Below are 19976 nucleotides of genomic sequence, written 5' to 3'. Positions count from 1 at the left end.
GTAAAGTACCAATGCGACCTCTTGTGCTGACGTGACGGAAACCGTGCAAAGATTGACGATCCTGTTCACCATCAATGGGGAAATCTGAAGAAATGACGCCAATTAGTGTCACCCTCTCTTTACACCATGGCGCGATTCTGAACAGATACGCACACTTTGAACAAGAAAGGACGTGCTCGCCCGTGCCTGCACAAAAACGGATTAGTTTCCAGGTCGTTCGCGACGAAGTAAAACGGCGGATTGAAACCCGGATCTGGCCTCAGGGCTCTTTGTTGCCCACCGAAACTCAACTGGCAGAAGAGTTCAATTGCGCCCGCGCGACCGTCAATCGCGCCCTGCGGGAACTAGCCGAACAAGGATTTGTCGAGCGTAAGCGCAAAAGCGGGACGCGCGTCAAAAAAGCCCCCAGCAAGCAGGCAAAGCTCGAGATTTCTCTGACCCGCCAAACGGTCGAGAATCAGAACGCTACATATCGCTATTCGCTGGTTGAGCGGAACGTGGTCCCGAGCCCTGGTTGGCTGAGTTCACAGCTCAGTGTTTCCCCCGATTCGCGCGTACTGCACGTCATCTGTATGCATTATGCCGACAATCGTCCCTTCCAGCTTGAAGAGCGTTGGATCAACATCGACGCCGTCCCGGATGTGGAACATGCAGACCTGCAGGAAACCGGTCCGCATGAATGGCTGTTGGATGCGGCACCGTTTACCGAAGCGGAAATTGCCTTCTGTGCGATCTCGGCGGACAGCCGACTGGCTGAATACATGGGCACGACCGCTGGTACGTCCATGATTCAACTTGAGCGGACGACATGGAAAGATGGTCAGCCGATGACGTTTGCGCGCATGACGCACCACCCTGGCTTTTGCATCCGTACAAAGTACTGATCCAGTCAACCGATCGGTCCCGGCAAACGCTCTTCACTTAACAGAACGTTTGCCTCGACATCACCCGCACCCGGCAGGGTCATGATGCGCCGACGTAATACACGTTCGAAATCTGACAGATCACGCGCAACGACCCGCAATCTATAGTCATACAAACCCAAGACATGCTCGACTGTTTGTACCTCGGGGATCGCGCTTACGGCGCGTTCAAAATCCTCAAGGCTAACCTGCCCTTTCCGAGCGAGTTTAACCCCCAGAAAAACAGTGACACCAAATCCCAGCGCTTCGGCGTTCAGCCGCAACCTGCGCCCTTTGATCACCCCCGCCTCCTGCAGGCGCTTGATGCGTCGCCATGTTGCGGGTTGTGACATTCCCAGCTTACGCCCCAAAGCACCTGCGCTAAGCGTTGCATCCTGTACCAATGCACGCAAAAGCTCGCGGTCGGTTTCATCCAGTTCGATCATACCGGCAAAACCTCATCCCTTTTGACCCGCGCGATGTGCATCAACGCCTCGATATCCGCGATATGCGGCAGGGTCAGAATACGATCCCGGTAAACCTGCTGATAATGAGACATATCCCGGGCCAGAACCGACAGCCGAACATCCACGCGCCCCAGAAACGTCTGTATCTCGATCACTTCAGATACTTCTCGGGCGGCTACAGTAAACTCGTCAAAGGCACGAGGCTGAGTCTTGTCCAGCGTAACCCGCAGTGAAACCTCTACTGCGTAACCCAATGCCGACCAGTCGATCACAGCCTCCTGCCCCTCGATCACACCACTCGCCTGCATTTTTTCGATACGGCGCCAGCATACCCCAGGACTGATCCGGCATCGCTCAGCCAATTCAGCCGTCGACAGGCTTGGATCAGCCTGAAAATGGCGCAGGATTCGACGATCGATATCATCAAGCATGATTTTTACGACTTTCTCTCGTTTCAAGAATGATGATTTTGAATTTATATGCATAGCCACCTTCGCGGCTATCGCCAATACCGAATTGGCTGGGTAAAAGCACAGCAATCGAAACAGAAAGGACCAGCGAAATGCGCGTCTATTACGATCGCGATTGCGACATCAACCTGATCAAAGACAAAAAAGTTGCCATTCTGGGCTATGGTTCGCAAGGCCACGCGCATGCGCTGAACCTGCGCGACTCAGGTGCCAAGAACCTTGTCATCGCTCTGCGTGAAGGCTCCCCTTCGGCCAAGAAAGCCGAAGCCGAAGGTCTGCAAGTTATGGGTATCGCCGAAGCCGCAGCATGGTGTGACGTGATCATGTTCACCATGCCCGACGAACTACAGGCCGAAACCTACAAAAAGTACGTCCACGACAACATCAAACCCGGTGCAGCAATTGCATTCGCCCACGGCCTGAACGTCCACTTCGGCCTGATCGAGCCGAAAGAAGGCGTCGATGTCATCATGATGGCACCTAAGGGCCCCGGCCACACCGTGCGCGGCGAATACACCAAAGGCGGCGGCGTGCCCTGCCTGGTAGCCGTCGACAACGATGCAACCGGCAAAGCGCTGGAAATCGGCCTGTCCTATTGCTCGGCCATCGGTGGTGGTCGCTCGGGCATCATCGAAACCAACTTCCGTGAAGAGTGTGAAACCGACCTGTTCGGTGAACAGGCTGTTCTGTGCGGTGGTCTGGTCGAACTGATCCGCTGCGGCTTTGAAACGCTGGTCGAAGCGGGCTATGCGCCCGAGATGGCGTACTTCGAGTGTCTGCACGAAGTGAAGCTGATCGTTGACCTGATCTATGAAGGCGGCATCGCCAACATGGATTACTCGATCTCGAACACTGCCGAATATGGCCAGTACGTCACCGGCCCGCGTATCCTGAAATACGACGAGACCAAAGCCCGCATGAAAGAGGTTCTGAACGACATCCAGCAGGGTAAATTCGTTCGTGACTTCATGCTGGAAAACGCTGTTGGCCAGCCGACCATCAAAGCGTCGCGCCGTGCCAATGACGAGCACATGATCGAAGAAACCGGAGCGAAACTGCGTGGCATGATGCCATGGATCTCGGCCGGCAAAATGGTCGACAAAGAAAAGAACTAAGTCTGATATTTCTCAGCATCGGGCGGCCTATCTGGCCGCCCTTTTTGTCAGGTTCAGCTAGGTGAGCTACGAACCGCAACATATTACAAACATGCCTTTATCGGTAAATTGGTCGCATCACAGCTCAAGTATAGCAAACCTTTGGGCAACCACGTGATCAACGCAGGCCGATTGAGCAGAGGGACGAATGGTAAAGCAGCCGGATTCTCGTGACTGGAGTGGCGTCGCAGCCCTTGGCCTCATCTGGGGCGGAACCTTCATGGTCGTCGCGATTGCTCTGGAAGGTTATGGGCCAATAACGGTGGCAACCGCGCGGACCACTTTGGGGGCATTGACGCTGCTTGTGCTGATGATGCTCACGGGCCGCAAGCTCCCAGCCCCCAGCCCCGCCTTATGGGGTGCCATCGTGGTGATAGGCATATTGTCTACCGCCCTGCCCTTTGTGCTGCTGAGCTGGGGTCAACAATATGTACCATCGGCCTTTGCCGGCCTATCGATGGCCGCTATTCCGCTTATGGTCCTGCCGCTTGCACATTTCTTTTCAGACGAACCCCTGAATGCCCGCAGACTCTTTGGTGTGACACTTGGGTTTTCCGGTGCCCTCGTCCTGATCGGTCCCGGCCTTGCACAACTTGGCGAAGGTGCCGAGCCGCTGGCGCAACTTGCCTGTATCAGCGCTGCTTTCTGCTACTCGTTGGCCTCCATCTTCACACGGCGCTGTCCACCGATTGACCCAATCGTTCTGGCAGCACTTACGCTGGTCGTCGGAGCGCTCATTCTGCTCCCCATTATGTTGGTGACCGAAGGTATTCCGGATTGGCAGGGAACGCGTTCCGGTTTTGCGATCATCGTACTCGGGCTAGTGCCGACAGCATTTGCCACACTTCTGCGCGTATCCATCATCCGCAGTGCCGGTTCAGTATTTCTGACGCTCGTGAACTATCAGGTGCCAATCTGGTCAATGGTGTTCGGAGCATGGATTCTGTCCGAGGCCCTGCCTTTGCGCTTCTACATCGCGCTTGCTCTGATCCTGACCGGAATGGCGATCAGCCAGTGGTTTAGCCTCAGAAAAATGCTGATCGGGCGTTAGCCTGCGACCGCTTCGACCTCGGATACGATTCCGTCGACGACCTGCTGCAACAGCGCATCGTCTTCGCACTCTGCCATAACACGGATCAACGGTTCTGTACCCGACTTCCGGATCAGCAACCGGCCCTGTCCATTCAACCGCTTCTCGGCATCGGCAATTGCAGCCTTAACGCTGGCATCCTCCAACGGGGTTTGCCCTTCGCCATAGCGCACGTTCTTCAGAAGCTGTGGAACAGTCTCGAATTGTTGCGACAATTCAGATGCTTTGCGCCCGGAATGCACCATTTCGGCAAGAAAATGCAGACCCGCCATCAACCCGTCACCTGTGGTTGCGTAATCTGACATGACGATATGCCCGGATTGCTCACCACCCAGATTAAAGCCGCCTTCACGCATCCGCTCGACAACATACCGGTCGCCAACGGCAGTGCGTTCCAGACGCAGGCCCTGCGATTCCAGATGTCTTTCCAGACCAAGGTTCGACATGACCGTTGCAACCAAAGCACCACCTTTCAGCGTGCCTTCCTTTGACCAGGCCGAGGCCAGCAGCGCCATCAACTGATCGCCATCGGCGACCTGCCCGGTTTCATCGACCACAACAACCCGGTCTGCATCGCCGTCCAGACAAATGCCAACGTCTGCGCCATGCGCGACAACCGTTTCTGCGGCAATACGTGGTTGGGTTGAACCACAACCAAGATTGATGTTTTTACCGTCGGGTGACGTGCCAATCGGTATGACATCGGCACCTAGTTCCCACAGCACTTCGGGGGCTGTTCGGTGCGCTGCACCATTTGCACAGTCGATTACCACTTTCAGCCCATCCAGCCGCAGATTACGGGGAAGCGAGGATTTGACCCTCTCACCATAACGGAACCGGGCATCATCGACCCGACGCGCGCGGCCAATGTTCTGCGCCTGAGCAGGGCTGACCCCCTCCTCAATCAGTTTCTCAATCTCTAGCTCCGCCTGATCAGAGAGCTTGAACCCGTCAGGCCCAAAGAACTTGATTCCATTATCTTCGGCGGGATTGTGACTGGCTGAGATCATCACCCCAAGATCTGCCCGCATCGATCGGGTCATCAATCCAACGGCCGGCGTGGGAACAGGACCAAGAAGCAGCACGTTCATCCCTGTCGACGTCAAACCTGCAGTCAGAGCGTTTTCAAGCATATAGCCGGATAGTCGCGTATCCTTTCCGATCACGACCCGATGCACGCCGCGTGAATCCCGGCGAAAATACCGCCCGACCGCGGCCCCGATGCGCAACGCCATTTCTGCCGTCATCGGATAGGTGTTGGCTGTGCCTCGCACCCCGTCAGTTCCGAACAGCTTGCGCATACCTGTACTCCAAATATTCCTGCCTGCGACCGGATTACCGGACGGCGGCCCACAGGCGCAAGGCCTGAGAGGTTTCGGCCACGTCATGGACCCGAATGATCTGCACACCTTGCGACAATCCAGCCAATGCTACGGCGATTGATCCCGGAGCGCGCGCATCCTTGCGCGGTTCCTGCCCGATGTTGCCAATGAACCCTTTGCGCGAGACGCCTAACAGTATTGGGCAACCCAGCCCATGAAACAGGCTCAGGTTTCGTAGCAATGTCAGGTTGTGCTCTTCTGTCTTGCCAAAACCGATACCAGGATCGGCCACGATCAGTTCGCGGCTGAGGCCGAGATTTTCCAGATGAGCGATTTGACCTTCAAGGAAATCATACACATCCAACAAGACGTTATCGTATTGTGGATCATCCTGCATCGTAGCCGGATCACCCTGCATGTGCATGACACAAACAGGAGCACCGATACGCGCGCAGAGAGGTGCAAGTTCAGCATCGAAAGTGAATCCCGATACATCATTGACCAGCCCGGCACCTGCTTGCCAAGCGGCCTCGGCAACTTTGGATTTACGGGTATCAATGGAAATCAGTGCGTCGGTTTCCGCCTTTATCGCCTGAATAAGTGGGCGCGTACGCTCGATTTCTTCATCCTCGGGGATAAAATCCGCCCCCGGCCGCGTCGATTCACCGCCAATGTCGAGGATCGTCGCCCCATGTGACACCATCTTCACGGCGGCCGAGCGTGCAGCGTCCACGGAGTTATGCACCCCGCCGTCTGAGAAACTGTCAGGCGTCGCATTCAGGATGCCCATGATCTGCGACTGCGCCATATCCAGCCCCGCTATGGCTGGACGAGATCGGGTGAGACGCTCCAGGATATCTGCAGGGACATCTGCAGCCTCGACGATCTCGGCGGGTCCACCGCGCGCCAGCTTTTCGGCGTGGGTAAACCAAAGCGCTTGTCCGGCAAGGTGCTTTGCTCCGACAGGCTTTGTCGGACCGTGTTGAACCAGAGGTCGAAAGTACTCGGTCACAGTTGCTTCTGCTCGATTGAAACAGATCGAAGCGGAGTTTTTGGTGCTTCGGGCAATTCACCACCGATTACAAGCATTTCACTGGCTTCAAACGTTGCTGCGAACCATGCAGCAAGCGCAACTGCATCAGATGGCGCGGCCGACGGACCGTCAACAGCATCCAGAACGATCTTGGAAGGCGCCCAGACACAAATCTGTCCATTCTTCATCGCCCAATCCAGTTCGGTCCGGGTGGAAACCACCACACAGCGATGGTCCCGTGCCGCCAGAACCCAAGCGTTCTGTTCGATTGCCAGCAGATCAATCCGCCGCTGGGTCATGGCATGTCCAGTTTGAGGCACAGCCAGATCAGCAGCTCCGACGCACAGGATCAACGGGCGTTGGCGGTTCTCAAGCTGATCGATCCAGCCGGTCAGATTGTCCGATGTAATCGCTTCGTTCGACAGGAATGCAAGTCGTGGATGGGGACGTTCTTCTTCCACAACGTCGTGATGAACAGCGTCTTTGCCACGTACTATTTCTACTCCCAGCGCACCGGGGCCACGATCGAGTTTTTCAATGCGTACAAAAGCTCTTACAGCCTGAGGCTCAAGCAGAATGCGCTCAGCCACGCGGTCAGCCAAAGTTTCCAGCAGATTGAGACGCTCCGCCGACAACTCATAGGCAATCGCTTCGGTCACGCGGTCGTAGGACAGGATGCGATCCACATCATCGTCAATCGGATCGGTTATTGGCCGTACTTCAACCACGATATTAAAGCAGATGCGCTGCGTTGTTCCGCGCTCGGCCTGAAAAGCGCCGATCTCAACCTCAACGATATGATCACGCAGCGAGATGCGATCCAGCGGACCGCGCGGCGCGGTCGCTTCGGACCGTTCAGACGGGTGCGCAAAGGCTAGGCGGATTTCAGAACTCATGGTGCGCGCCTTTTCGGGCTCAGTGGACAAGTTTGCCCAAATTATACGATGCGCGCGCCTATAGCACCCAAACAAACGCCATTCCAGCCGTCGAATGCGGCGTCAGCTCACCTTGTACCAGCTCATCATACCAGATGCAGCGTGCCCCAGCATATGGCAATGCAGCAGCCAATCGCCCGGATTATCCGCAACCAGCGCGATTTGTCGGGTTTGCCCTCGGTCGACCAGCACTGTGTCGCGCCACGGCCCCAATGATCCGTCCCCCAAGACCAGCCGGAAGTGATGACCGTGCAGGTGCATTGCATGCGGAAACACCGTTTCATTGACGAATTCAATTCTGTGGACGCTGCCCAGCCGCGCATCAAGAAACGGGTCAGAGGGACGTTCTGCATATCCGTTCAGCGCCCAGAACCGCCCGAGTTGCGCCAGTTCCCGCCCGGACAGCTCTGCATCTCCGATCCTGGCACTCTCCAGCCATCGCATCGCCCCACCCTGCAGCACCATTCGATGCACTGGTGCCTGATCTATGTCCTTCAACTCAGGCAGCGGGTTCAGAGGGAGCGGGTCGATCCGCGGTCTGATCTGATCTCTGTTTTGTTCTCCAATGGTGAACCGAGCCAGACCAAACGCACCGTCCCGCTCAAAGCTGACCAAACTTGCTGTGCCCTGAGGTTCCGCGACGACATCAACAATCAGGTCTGCACGCTGCGCCGGAGCCAGCGGAAACGCCTCGGTTACAGGTAATGGCGTCTCAAGAGGCATTCCGTCCAAAGCTAAGATCCAGCCCGACAAACCTTCTAGCCCAACATCGAAAATCCGCGCGTTGGAGCTATTGATCAGGCGCAACCTCAGGCGTTCATGGCGCTTCACCTCAAACATCGGGTCAAACTGTCCATTGACCGATACAAGATTGCCGAGACGCCCGGCGTGGCTCAGATCATGACCGTTATCAAAATCATCAACAATCAAAGCCGTCTCAGGATCCAGACGCCAGTCGTCCAGCATCAGCGTCAGGTCCTGATCCACATCGGGCTTGTTTGCCTCGTCTACGATCAACGGACCACTAAGGCCGCGGGCAACTTGCTCCATTGATTGGTTATGCGCGTGATACCAATAGGTTCCGGCATCCGGCACAACGAAGTCATAGTCAAACGAACCACCCGTCGGAACAACGTCCTGCGTCAGGCCAGGCACCCCATCCATTGCGTTATCGATACGGATGCCATGCCAATGAACTGACGTTGGCTGCGGTAGTTGATTTAGCAATCTGCGCTGTACCCGCGAACCCTGTGGGACCCGGATCGGGGCACCGGGAACTGTACCACCGAAACTCCAGACCCGAGTCTCTGGGAAGCCTTGAGGGGCGATACGCTGTATTGCTTCGCGCGCCTCCAGAACCTGTGGAGTGGCGCGGGCGGCAATGGGCAATAGCGAAAGAGCCGCCGCCGATTGCAGGATTTGTCTGCGGGTGAATTTCATTACGGGCCTCCTGGCCCGCAATATAGGACTTAGATTACCCCGCGCCATCAAGGTTCCAGCGCAGGTGCGTCAATCAGTTGCTCGCTGTCCGGTAGTTGTGGCGATAGAAGATGTGAACGCCGATCCGAGCAGTTTCCTTGTAGACACGCGACCAAGACGGGCGCACTGCCTTGGTATGGTAGTGCGTCGCCCCTTCGGTCAGCTCTTTGGCAACACCGTCGATGGCAGCGCGGGCAACCTTGGCTACGCGTTCATACGCCTTCTTTTCGTGAATCACTTCCTTGTGCCCATCACAGGTATAGGTGAACTGGCACTGGTATTTCTTGCCGGTTCCCTGACGGATGACACCGCAGAGTGAATTCGGAAAGCGACCGCTTTCAACCCGGTTCAGGATTACTTCGGCCACGGCAAACTGACCACGAACGCTCTCACCGCGCGCTTCGAAGTACAGGGCCTCGGCCAGGCATTTCCAGTTTTCATCACCGGTTGCCTTGGGCTGTTTGTCCAGCCAGTCATTGGAATACGATATCTGAACGGGCTCAACCACCTTTCGTGGCTTAAACAAGTTCAGGTAGTCACGGAAGCTCTGTCCCGGCAATTCGCTTCGGGCAACCAGTTCTCGCTTCGCACTATTCGTTGCTTCCCTCTCAGCGAAGGACGCACTCGGCAGCACGGTTGCTGCCGATACGGCAACAGCCATTATGTAACGTAGCATCAGATAACCTCGCACAGGCACTTCACGCGCCATACCCTCCCCCGGCGGGCGCGACGAGGCTAATACCCCAGACAGGGGCAAACGTCTAGTTCTGATGAAAAAGCAAGAAAAATCTTGCCCGCGGGGCCAAATAAATTTGACCACAGGTCCATCCCAAACCCACTAATCCTTGGGCTTTCGGCCTCTGTCAACCCCCAAGTTTGGACGAAATCGCCAGTTGAGCGGCAGCCAGCCGAGCGACGGGTACACGGAACGGAGAACACGACACATAGTCAAACCCCAGATCCCGGCAAATGGCGATTGATTCGGGGTTACCGCCATGTTCACCACAGACTGAAAGTGTAACATCCGGCTGTGCCGCGCGCCCACGCTCGGACCCCAATTTCAGTAATTCGCCGACCCCATCAGGGTCCAGAACGTGAAATGGGTCCTCTGTAAACACACCCTGTTGCACATAAGCTGACATGAAACGGCCAGCATCATCGCGGGACAGCCCATAGGTCATCTGCGTCAGGTCATTGGTGCCAAAGCTTAAGAACGCTGTATTGGGTGATATCTCTTCAGCGCGCAAACACGCGCGCGGTGTCTCGACCATCACACCCAGCCGGTACTCGAACTCTTGCCCCTGCTCGGCGGCCACCGCGGCGGCTACGGAATCGATGCGGGATTTGACCAGTTCAACCTCACGTTTGGCAGATACCAGCGGGATCATGACTTCGGGCACCACAGGGGCGCCATTCTTGCTGGCTTCCAGCGTTGCCTCGAAGATCGCGCGCGCCTGCATGTCATAAATTTCAGGAACGGTGACCCCAAGCCGGACGCCGCGCAAGCCAAGCATCGGGTTGTACTCGGTCATCGCCGCAACGCGCCGCTCAACATCCGAGACCGGCAGATCAAGTGCTTCAGCCAGTTCACGCTGGCCGCCGCGTGTGGTGGGCAGGAATTCGTGAAGGGGTGGGTCGAACAGACGGATGCAGACGGGCTGCCCTTCCATGATCCGAAACAGCTGAACAAAGTCATCACGCTGCATCGGCAACAAACGCTCCAACACAGCTGCACGTCCTGACGAAGTCTGCGCAAAGATCATCTCGCGCATCACGATCAGGCGACCGGGATCAAAGAACATATGCTCGGTCCGACACAGCCCGATCCCTTGGGCCTGGAAATTTCGCGCGGTTTGCGCATCGGCAGGCGTATCTGCATTTGCGCGGATTGCAATGTCACGCTCGGCATCCGCCCAAGCCATCAGGGTCTGAAAACAATCATCCAGAGCGGCTTCCAGCATTGCTGGTTGTCCAGCCAGCACCTGCCCCGAGCTTCCGTCGATTGTCAGGATGTCACCGGTCTTGAATACGCGCCCATCCGGCGCGGTCAGCAATTTCTTCTTGGTCTGGAACCTCATGTCCGAGGCACCGACAATACATGGCAACCCCAAGCCGCGCCCGATCACAGCTGCATGGCTGGTCATGCCACCCTTTTCCGTTAGAACAGCCACGGCCGCATGCATGCCTCGCACATCTTCCGGCGACGTCTCACGACGCACAAGTACACAAGGTTCCCCACGCGATGCACTGGCCTGAGCTTCGGCAGCGGTGAAAACGATACGCCCTGTCGCAGCCCCTGGGCTTGCGGCAATCCCGGTGGTCAACACGTCCCGGGTTGTTTCGGGATGGACCTGTCGGTGCAGTAGTTCATTCAGCGAATGCGGATCGATGCGCATAACCGCCTCTTGCGGCGGAATGATGCCGTCTTCGGCCAGACGCACCGCGATCCGCATGGCAGCCCGTGCACTCCGCTGCACGCGTACACCATCCAGAATGTGGATGTCGCCATTGTCGATGACAAATTCGACCTGCATTTCCTCGCGCAGCTTCTCTCGCATCAATGCCGCATGGGCCTTTAGATGCGCAAAACCTTCGGGAGCGACCTCTTCCAGCGACCGTCCACGCGGGTCTTTCTCCAGATACAGCGCGGCGACCCCCTCACCTAACGCATCTCGGCCCTGGCTTTGGCTCAGATAGCGGCCGGTAATCTGCTGGGTTCCAGTTGTCGAATCCACCAGTTGCAGAACGCCCGATCCGCACTCGCCCTGCCCGACGCCCGGGATCATTTCCTGAATGACCAACCCCAGCCCCGCGTCAGCAGGTGCGCCCTTGGCCTGACGCAACAAGCGGGCCGAGGTACCGTCCCATGCACGCGCCATCGACCGCAGGACACCGATCAGCTGCTCGCCGCGGTCCTGCGGAAAGGCTTCGTCTGTCTCATCCTCATAGGCGCGCAGCGACTGACGCAATCCTTCGCGACCGTCTGCTTCGATATCGTCGAACACATCCGCATCCAGCCGCGCCACATGGATCGCATAGCTCTGAACAAACCGCAGATAGAGCGCCGCCGCAGCCTCGGCCCCCATCTTGTCAGACAGATCGACATAGCGGGCGTCGTTCATACCGATGTTAAGAACGGCTCCGGGGCCGCCCCAATCCGGATCTTCCGAGCTGGGCCGGACACATAGCAGAGCCGCTGTATCGAACTGCTCAAGCACCGCATCAATGTCGGGCACGTCCCCCTCGGCCAGCCGGTGCACCGCATCGAAGGATAGCGCCACGGTTCGTGGCACCGGCAAATCCAGCCGGACCAGACGTTGCAGGCATTTCGCCCGGCCACCATGGGTGTTGGCGGCGACGGGCGCGTCGGGAGTGATAAGCGTGGTATGCGGATTATTCTGCACTGCGGCACCTTTTGGTTTCACCGCAGCATAAGCGCCTTTGCCCCTCGTGCAAGGGCGTTATGGGCGCGCTATCATGCGCGCCCGCAGGTTTAACCTTCGATCTTGGTCAGATCCGCAACGCTGGAACAGACCTGACGGATCTGGCTCAGCAGGTTCAGGCGGTTACGGCGCAGGATGTCATTGTCGGTGTTGACCTGAACATCCTCAAAGAACGCATCCACCGGGCCGCGCAAGCTTGCCATTGCGGACATTGCAGCCGGGAAATCCTCGGCCTTGAGGGCCGGATCGATCTTGGCCTGCGCCGCATCCAGCGCTGCGAACAGAGCCTTCTCGCTGTCGGTTTCCGCAAACTTGATATCCGCTCCATAGGAGTACTCGACCCCGTCCTTTTCCTCGGCCTGCGTCAGGATGTTGTTGGCGCGTTTGAACCCCTGTACGAGGTTTTCTCCATCCTCAGTCGCGATCACCGCATTCAGCGCGCGGGCGCGTTTGACCAGCAGGTTGAGGTCGTCATTCCCCTCCATCGCGATACAGGCATCGATGATGTCGTGGCGGATGCCCTCATCGCGGAGGAAGACTTTGAGACGATCATGGAAGAAGGCGAGGAGATCGCGCGTTGTTGTATGGTCACGCACGACCCATTCCTTGAGCTTTTCTTGAAGATTGGATTGAAGGTCAGCAAAGAAATCCTTCACACCTTCTTCAGGCAAGCCTTCGAGTCCATAGCGTTTAAGGGTATCAGCATCCGCCTGAATTTGGTTTCTGGAGATTTTTTGCAGATGTTCTAGTTCTCTGTCAGTTCCGCATTTATTGACGCATTTCCAAGCGGTAGACTGAAATCCAAAGCGGAGATCATTCTCTAATACCAATCGAATAACCCCGAGTGCCGCTCGACGCAGGGCAAAGGGGTCTTTCGACCCGGTCGGTTTTTCATCAATTGCCCAGAACCCGGTCAGCGTATCCAGCTTGTCGGCCAGCGCCACGGTCACCGACAGCGGCGCGGTTGGCACGTCGTCCGAGGGGCCAAGCGGCGAATAATGATCCTGCGCCACAGCGGCTACCGTGGCGTCTTCGCCTGCGGCTTCGATGTAGTAGCGGCCCATAAGCCCCTGAAGTTCAGGAAATTCATAGACCATCTCGGAGCTCAGATCGGCCTTGGCCAGACGCGCGGCTTTCTCGGCCTGATCAGCATCCGCTCCGGTCACCGGGGCCAGTTCACGGGCCAGGGCGGCGATGCGATCGATGCGCTCGGCCTGTGTGCCGAGCTTGTTGTGGAACGTCACATTCTCCAGCGCGCGGGTCCATTGGGCGATGTCCGTTTTGGCGACACGCAGGTCGTTTTCCCAAAAGAACTTGGCATCCGCCAGACGGGCCGAAAGCACCTTCTGGTTCCCCGCCAGAATGGTCGCGCCATTGTCGCTGGTTTCGCGGTTGGCCACGGTGACAAAGCGCTCGATCCGGCCGGTTTTCGGATTGCGGACCGAAAAGAACTTCTGATGCTCTTTCATCGAGGTTTGCAGAACCTCGGGCGGCAGTTCAAGGAATTCGTCGTCGATCTGCCCCATCAAGACCACCGGCCACTCGACCAGCCCGGCAACCTCGGCCAGCAACCCTTTGTCCTCGACCACTTCCAGACCGGCAGCAAAGGCCATGTTCTGGGCATCGTTCCAGATATGCTCGGCCCGCTCTTCGGGTGACAAAACAACAAAGGCGCGCTTCAGCTTGGCGGAGTAATCCTCAAACGAGGTCACAGAAAACCGGCCCGGAGCCATAAAGCGATGGCCCTCGGTTGTATCGCCCGATTTGATCCCTTCGACCTCCATCGGCACCACCTGGGCGCCAGCCTCATCGGACAGAATACACAGGATCGAGTGCAACGGGCGCACCCAGCGCATCCCGCCACTGCCCCAACGCATGGATTTAGGCCACGGAAAGTTGCGGATCGTGGTCTCAAGCACCTCGGCCACTATATCTGCCGCCGGACGGCCGGGCTTTTCGATGGTGGCGAAATAGACTGCGCCTTTGGGCGTGTCGCGTTCTTCCAGCTGGTCGCGTGTCAGACCTGCGCCGCGCAGGAACCCTTCGATGGCTTTATCTGGCGCGCCAACCTTGGGGCCTTTGCGCTCTTCCCGGATTGTCGGGCTTTCCGCCAGCAACCCTTCGACCGCCAGCGTCAGACGGCGCGGTGTGGTCAGTGCTGCAGCCCCAGCATAGGTCAGACCGGCCTCGACCAGACCATCGGTTATCCGCTTTTTCAGATCCTCACCCGCACGGCTTTGCATGCGCGCGGGGACTTCCTCGGAAAACAGTTCGATCAGCAGGTCGGGCATTTTCGGTCCTTAGAAATTTACAATCGTCTGAATGACGATGGCATTGGCGATATCCACAAAGAATGCGGATACAAGGGGGAGCACGATAAAGGCAATAGGCGACGGACCATATCGCTTGGTTACGGCGGTCATATTGGCAATTGCCGTAGGTGTGGCGCCCAGCGCAAAACCCCCGAATCCGGCAGCCAGCACCGCAGCACGGTAATTTCCGCCCATTAGCGGGAACAGAACCCAGATTACAAAGGCAACCGCAAATAGCGTCTGAGCGGCCATGATGACCGCGATCGCCATGCCAAGCTCGGCAATCGTCCACAACTGCAGGCTCATCAGCGACATCGCGAGAAAAGCGCCCAGCGCAAATTCAGAGATCAGCGCCAAAGACGGGGTGCGCGACACCGGAGGTGCCGAGGGCGCAATCGCACTTCGCAGGTTCGAGATCACGATCCCCATGATCAAGCAAGGGACAAACAATGGCAGTTTCAGGCCCGCCGCCTGAATTGCTTCGCCCAAAACATAGCCTGATATGATCGCAAGGTTCAGATACAGCAGAACCCGCATGATGGTCAGATGATCAATATCGTTGGGTTGTTCAGTGGTTTCCTTTGGTAAACCGACGGTATGTTCCTCATCCGGGCGTTCCGGACTCAGGTTACGACCCTCGATCAGCAAGCGACCAATCGGACCACCAACCAGAGCGGCCAGCACGAGGCCTAACGTGGCGACCGCCACACCGAGCTCGGTTGCGCCATCAAGACCAGTGGCTTGTGCAACATCGGGGGCCCAGGCAATCGCCGTACCGTGCCCCCCAATCAGTGCGGCCGAGCCGAACAGAACGCCAGACTGGGCCGGGTATCCAAAGAACAATGCCCCCGCTGCACCAATCAGGTTCTGGAACACAATCGTGACTAAAGTCAGAAGCAGGAGGATCAGCAAAGGCTTACCACCCGCGATCAGGTCTGACAGCCGGGCGTTGAGACCGATCCCGGCAAAGAACAGCACCAGCAGGAAATCCCGGGTATTCAGTTCAAATGAAAGCTCTACGCCAAACAGAAGATACAGCAACAGTACCACAAGCGAAGCCAACAGGCCGCCAGTGACCGGCTCGGGGATATTGAAGCTGCGCAGGGTCGCGACGCGGGCATTGATCTCGGCGCCCAGAAGATAGACGGCGAAGCCCAGCGTTGCGGTCAGAAAGTCTGGGATCTCAAGCGTGTATCCCATGTTGCTCCCTCAGTTCTGCGGTCTGGGCGGACATTCCTCGCCAACGACAGTGCCATCATAGGCTTTCTCGCCGCAATTGTTCAGTGAATGCCAGATGTAACCTTTGCCATCCTCTGTCACTGCTACGATCCGATCAACACCGTAGTGGATGTTCTTGGTGCCGATAAAGGCACTAGCCTTTCCCGATATCAGCGCATCCGCAAGGGAAACGGCATCATAACAATCAAACCAACCCGGCGCAGTCAGTGGTTCCGGCTTCTCTGCGGGCATAAATGCTTCGGCCAACTGATCCGGTCTCAGATCGGTTTCGAAACATGCACGGAACCGGATCGGAGAGCTGTCGGCATCAATCGCCTGAAACTGGCTGTATTCGATAGGTTCGGCCTGCTCGGTCGTCGCAGACAGCAACACTACGTCCTCACCGGGTTTGGATTCGACCTCATAGTAAAACCCGTAAACCTGCAGGTAATACATGCCAACACCAGCGGTGACGGCGCACACCACAAGAATGATTGCCAACAGTTTTCCTGTCATCAGTCTGCTCTCCTGCTCATGCCGCCTCTTTCAAGATCGTTGAAAATAGGACAGGTTTAAAGCCAATACAGTTGGTTACGAGGCTCTTTGAATGGATACGACCCTTGCCGTGGGATTTTTTGGCGCGCTGTTCGCGATCATAACCCGATTACAAATCTGCCGGTGTTTCTGAGCGTGACAGATGGTCTTTCGGTTTCGGACCAAAGAAAGGTCGCTGTAAAAACATCGCTTTACTGCCTGATCCTCGGCAGTGCCTTCGCGGCCATCGGCAGTCAGGCTCTTGGCCTGTTTGGTATCAGCGTTGACGATCTGCGTGTTGCGGGCGGCCTCGTGGTTCTCATGATCGGGTTGAACATGCTGAACGGTGGCGAAAGCAGCTCGCATCACGGCACCGAAAGCGAGAAGCAATCCTACCCTGCCCCCGAAACCGTCGCCTTCTACCCGCTGGCCTTTCCGATCCTCGTGGGTCCGGGCACGATCACAACTCTGATCCTTTATGCCCATCATATATCCGGGGCGGCTGATGCGATTGCCTTTGCCGTCGTCTTTCTGGGTGTAGTGTTCTTGTTGCTGGCAACCTTCTGGAACGCCTCCACGATTGCGCAACGCTTGTCCGAGAACGCACGTGTAATAATGAGCCGCTTCATGGGCATGATCCTGTCGGCCATTGCAATCAGCATGATCGCGGACGGCCTCAAGGCATTGCTTCCGGGGCTTGCCTGAATGGCCCATCAGGCCACGTGCCCAGCGGCCTCTGTCTGAACAAACGCATCCGCGCATTGCTTGGCCAGTGCGCGGACGCGCCCGATATAAGCCTGCCGCTCGGTCACCGAGATCACTCCGCGCGCATCCAGCAGGTTGAAGATATGGCTCGCCTTGATGCACTGGTCATAGGCGGGATGCGCCATGATGATGCGTTTGCCGGTCTTGGGATCGTCGTGCTCTTGCGCCAGGATGGCCGCACACTCGGCTTCAGCTTCTTCGAAGTGACGCAACAGAACCTCGGTGTTGGCCACGTCAAAGTTCCAGCGGGCGTATTCCTCTTCGGTCTGCTTGAAGATGTCGCCATAGGTCAGCGGGCTGGGCGATTGCGGATCATTGAATGGCATGTCCATTACATGATCGATACCCAGCACATACATCGCCAGACGCTCGAGACCATAGGTCAGTTCACCGGAAACAGGTGCACAATCATGGCCGCCAACCTGCTGGAAATAGGTAAACTGGCTGACTTCCATCCCGTCACACCAAACCTCCCAGCCCAGGCCCCAGGCACCCAATGTCGGGCTTTCCCAGTCATCCTCGACAAAGCGGATATCGTGCAGCTCCATATCGATGCCGATGGCCTGCAACGAACCCAGATACAATTCCTGAAGGTCTGGCGGGCTGGGTTTGATCAGCACCTGATACTGGTAGTAGTGCTGCAACCGGTTCGGGTTTTCGCCATAGCGCCCATCCGTCGGGCGGCGTGATGGCTGAACATAGGCTGCTGCCCATGCTTTTGAGCCCAAAGCACGCAGTGTCGTCGCCGGGTGGAACGTACCAGCACCAACTTCCATGTCATAAGGTTGCAGGATCGCGCAGCCCTTCGACGCCCAATAGGTCTGAAGCCGCAGGATAATCTCCTGAAATGAACGTGGTGCGCTGGACGTATCGGTCATGACATTCCCTTTGGACGCGTCGGCGCCCGGTTCCGGTCGGTTTTGCCCTTCCTATGCAAGGGGCCAAGGGGCGTCAACGGGCCAATGGCACGATGCTGTCACTGCGCGGCCACACCAGAAATTCCCCGTATTCCAACCATGGCGTTCAGCACATTAAATCGCGTAATCTGCGCCAAAGATAAAACACTGCATAACACGGGCAGAAAATGACACGCGCATTAACGGCAATTCTATTCCTTTTTCTCTTCGGCCTTCGGGCTGCTTTCGCGCAACAGGATCAGGGCGTCTGGGTCCAGGTCGAGGCGCAACCCTCGCTGCGCGAGGCGCAGGATCGCGCACAAGCGTATTCCAGCACCCTGCCCGACGTGAACGGCTTTCGCCTGAACAGTGGCTGGTATGCGATTGTAATCGGGCCCTATCTGCGTGACGACGCCGAACAGGTTTTGCGCGTTTACCGGGCCGAAGGTCAAATCCCTGCTGACAGCTTCATCGCATTTTCCAATTCGCTAGGACAGCAGTTCTGGCCGATCGGTGCCAACATCCTGGACCGAGGGGCGATTACGGCGCCCGTTCAACCTGAAACTCAGCCTGAGCAACCTCAGGCCGCATTGTCACAGGAATCAGACGAAACCCGTTCTGAGGCTCTGCAGGGTGAGCGGCTGCTGACTGCGCAAGAACGCAAGGATCTTCAGACCGCCCTGCAGGCTGCAGGCTTCTACAACTCCACAATCGACGGTGCATTTGGACAAGGAACGCGCCGCTCCATGGGGGATTGGCAGCGCTTCAACGGCTATGAGCCGACTGGCGTTCTGACGACACTGCAGCGCAAGACGCTGATGGATGATTACAACGCTCCGTTGATCAGCGCTGGTATGGAGCGCCACTCTGATACTCAAGCAGGCATCGAATTGGATCTGCCATTGGGCTTGGTTGCCTTCGATCGGTATGAAGCACCTTTTGTTCACTTCAAACCAACCAGCGATTTCAACGCACAGGCACTGTTGATCAGCCAGGAAGGCAGCAAATCGACATTGCGCGCGCTTTATGAAGTTATGCAGTCCCTGAAAATCGTCCCGCTGGATGGCCCTCGCGAGCTGCGTGGTGACAGCTTCACCCTGGAAGGTCGCGGAAACGGTATTGTCTCGTACACTCAAGCCGCACTGAAAGACGGTAAGATCAAAGGCTTTACGCTGGTTTGGCCCGAAGGAGACGAAGCCCGCCGTTCACGCGTTCTGGCAGCCATGAGGTCCAGTCTAAGCACCACCGATGCCGTGTTGGATGCCAGCGCCGGAGCGGATGCCGAGCAGCGCATCGATCTTGTTTCAGGCTTGCAAATTCGCAAGCCCCGCCTGTCCCGCTCGGGCTTTTTTGCTGACGCGAATGGTGCGGTTCTGACCGTTGCCGAAGCTGCCAACAGCTGCACCCGTGTAACACTGGACGGCGATCAGGAGCTACAGGTGGCCTGGACAGATGCCGATCTTGGCATTTCGGTTCTGCGCCCCATTCGGACGCTCGCTCCGATGAGTGTCGCAGAATTCAGTGCCAGCCAGCCTCGCATTCAGTCCGAGGTCGCTGTTTCGGGGTATTCGTACGAAGGTGCGCTGGGCGCTCCGACGCTGACATACGGACAGGTTGCCGATATCCGGGGCCTGAATGGTGAGGAAGGCGTGAAACGCCTGTCTCTGGTTGCTCAGCCCGGCGATGCTGGCGGGCCAGTGTTTGACGGCAGCGGCAATGTTGTCGGCATGCTGCTGCCCACCGCTTCGGAAGGTCGTACCCTGCCCGACACGGTTAGCCTGGCGGCCGGAGCAGATCGTCTGAACGAGGTTCTGACCAAGGCAGGTGTCTCGGGTCAGTCAGGACAGGAAACAGCACAGATTTCGCCGAACGAACTGAGCCGTCGCGCCACTGGTATGACCGTACTGGTTCACTGCTGGGATTAAGCAGTTAGCGACTCCCAATAAAAAACGGCGC

General features: G+C 57.2%; 17 protein-coding genes. 5 read left to right on the top strand and 12 right to left on the bottom strand.

Going from position 1 to position 19976, the window contains the following annotated elements; genetic code table 11:
* The first annotated feature begins 182 nt into the window (after positions 1-182).
* Positions 183-884: a GntR family transcriptional regulator gene (locus ACR0CW_RS05210; protein ID WP_480740060.1), complete on the top strand. Its 702-nt coding sequence runs from the start codon at positions 183-185 to the stop codon at positions 882-884.
* 5 nt (positions 885-889) lie between these two features.
* Here ACR0CW_RS05210 and ACR0CW_RS05205 read toward each other — a convergent pair whose 3' ends face one another.
* Both ACR0CW_RS05205 and ACR0CW_RS05200 read right to left on the bottom strand, forming a co-directional pair.
* The gene (locus tag ACR0CW_RS05205; RefSeq protein ID WP_155151377.1) at positions 890-1348 is read right to left on the bottom strand and encodes an Lrp/AsnC family transcriptional regulator; all 459 of its coding nucleotides are present in this window, start codon (positions 1346-1348) and stop codon (positions 890-892) included.
* Positions 1345-1800 carry an Lrp/AsnC family transcriptional regulator gene (locus tag ACR0CW_RS05200; protein WP_155151379.1) on the bottom strand — a complete coding sequence of 152 codons (456 nt, stop codon included), beginning with the start codon at positions 1798-1800 and terminating at the stop codon, positions 1345-1347. Before ACR0CW_RS05200 ends, ACR0CW_RS05205 begins: the two co-directional genes overlap by 4 nt.
* A gap of 131 nt (positions 1801-1931) precedes the next feature.
* On the opposite strand from ACR0CW_RS05200, the gene ilvC reads away from it, so the two are divergent.
* Positions 1932-2954: a ketol-acid reductoisomerase gene (ilvC, locus tag ACR0CW_RS05195; RefSeq protein WP_155151382.1), complete on the top strand. Its 1023-nt coding sequence runs from the start codon at positions 1932-1934 to the stop codon at positions 2952-2954.
* Positions 2955-3141: 187 nt separating this feature from the next.
* Entirely contained in the window at positions 3142-4044 is a 903-nt protein-coding gene (locus ACR0CW_RS05190; protein ID WP_480787042.1) for a DMT family transporter, read from the top strand.
* On the opposite strand, the gene glmM is transcribed toward ACR0CW_RS05190, so the two are convergent.
* The 9 genes from glmM to ACR0CW_RS05145 all read right to left on the bottom strand — a co-directional run bounded on the left by glmM (position 4041) and on the right by ACR0CW_RS05145 (position 16341).
* Positions 4041-5384: a phosphoglucosamine mutase gene (gene glmM, locus ACR0CW_RS05185; protein WP_480787041.1), complete on the bottom strand. Its 1344-nt coding sequence runs from the start codon at positions 5382-5384 to the stop codon at positions 4041-4043. The two genes, ACR0CW_RS05190 and glmM, sit on opposite strands and share 4 nt — an antisense overlap.
* A gap of 34 nt (positions 5385-5418) precedes the next feature.
* On the bottom strand, positions 5419-6417 hold the full coding sequence (gene folP, locus ACR0CW_RS05180) for a dihydropteroate synthase (protein ID WP_480787040.1): 999 nt from the start codon (positions 6415-6417) through the stop codon (positions 5419-5421).
* Positions 6414-7334 carry a dihydroneopterin aldolase gene (locus tag ACR0CW_RS05175; protein WP_480740049.1) on the bottom strand — a complete coding sequence of 307 codons (921 nt, stop codon included), beginning with the start codon at positions 7332-7334 and terminating at the stop codon, positions 6414-6416. The genes folP and ACR0CW_RS05175 overlap by 4 nt, the downstream gene beginning before the upstream one ends.
* Positions 7335-7436: 102 nt before the next feature.
* A complete protein-coding gene (locus ACR0CW_RS05170) occupies positions 7437-8813 on the bottom strand; it encodes a multicopper oxidase family protein (protein ID WP_480787039.1) in 1377 nt (458 codons plus the stop codon).
* A 73-nt stretch (positions 8814-8886) separates the two neighbouring features.
* A complete protein-coding gene (locus tag ACR0CW_RS05165) occupies positions 8887-9561 on the bottom strand; it encodes a cell wall hydrolase (protein WP_480787038.1) in 675 nt (224 codons plus the stop codon).
* A 154-nt stretch (positions 9562-9715) separates the two neighbouring features.
* Positions 9716-12277, bottom strand: coding sequence for a putative PEP-binding protein (locus ACR0CW_RS05160; protein ID WP_480787037.1), 2562 nt, complete (start codon positions 12275-12277; stop codon positions 9716-9718).
* 68 nt (positions 12278-12345) lie between these two features.
* On the bottom strand, positions 12346-14586 hold the full coding sequence (gene glyS, locus ACR0CW_RS05155; protein WP_480787036.1) for a glycine--tRNA ligase subunit beta: 2241 nt from the start codon (positions 14584-14586) through the stop codon (positions 12346-12348).
* Positions 14587-14595: 9 nt separating this feature from the next.
* Positions 14596-15807 (bottom strand): sodium/glutamate symporter, encoded by a 1212-nt coding sequence (gene gltS / locus ACR0CW_RS05150; RefSeq protein WP_480787035.1) that lies wholly within the window; start codon positions 15805-15807, stop codon positions 14596-14598.
* 9 nt (positions 15808-15816) lie between these two features.
* Complete coding sequence (locus ACR0CW_RS05145; protein ID WP_480787034.1) at positions 15817-16341, bottom strand: DUF6446 family protein; 525 nt, start codon at positions 16339-16341, stop codon at positions 15817-15819.
* Between the two features lie 174 nt (positions 16342-16515).
* Between ACR0CW_RS05145 and ACR0CW_RS05140 the strand changes: the two genes are divergently transcribed.
* Positions 16516-17064: a MarC family protein gene (locus ACR0CW_RS05140; protein ID WP_480787033.1), complete on the top strand. Its 549-nt coding sequence runs from the start codon at positions 16516-16518 to the stop codon at positions 17062-17064.
* Positions 17065-17072: 8 nt separating this feature from the next.
* Here the strand turns inward: ACR0CW_RS05140 and ACR0CW_RS05135 are convergent, their stop codons facing one another.
* Positions 17073-18002 carry a glycine--tRNA ligase subunit alpha gene (locus ACR0CW_RS05135; RefSeq protein ID WP_155151404.1) on the bottom strand — a complete coding sequence of 310 codons (930 nt, stop codon included), beginning with the start codon at positions 18000-18002 and terminating at the stop codon, positions 17073-17075.
* A 206-nt stretch (positions 18003-18208) separates the two neighbouring features.
* Between ACR0CW_RS05135 and ACR0CW_RS05130 the strand changes: the two genes are divergently transcribed.
* Complete coding sequence (locus ACR0CW_RS05130; protein WP_480787032.1) at positions 18209-19945, top strand: serine protease; 1737 nt, start codon at positions 18209-18211, stop codon at positions 19943-19945.
* Positions 19946-19976 lie beyond the last annotated feature (31 nt).

It is taken from the genome of Ruegeria sp. CH6, from assembly GCF_056537005.1.
The sequence above is the reverse complement of the archived record's forward strand: the minus strand, read 5'-3'. Positions and strand labels throughout refer to the sequence as shown.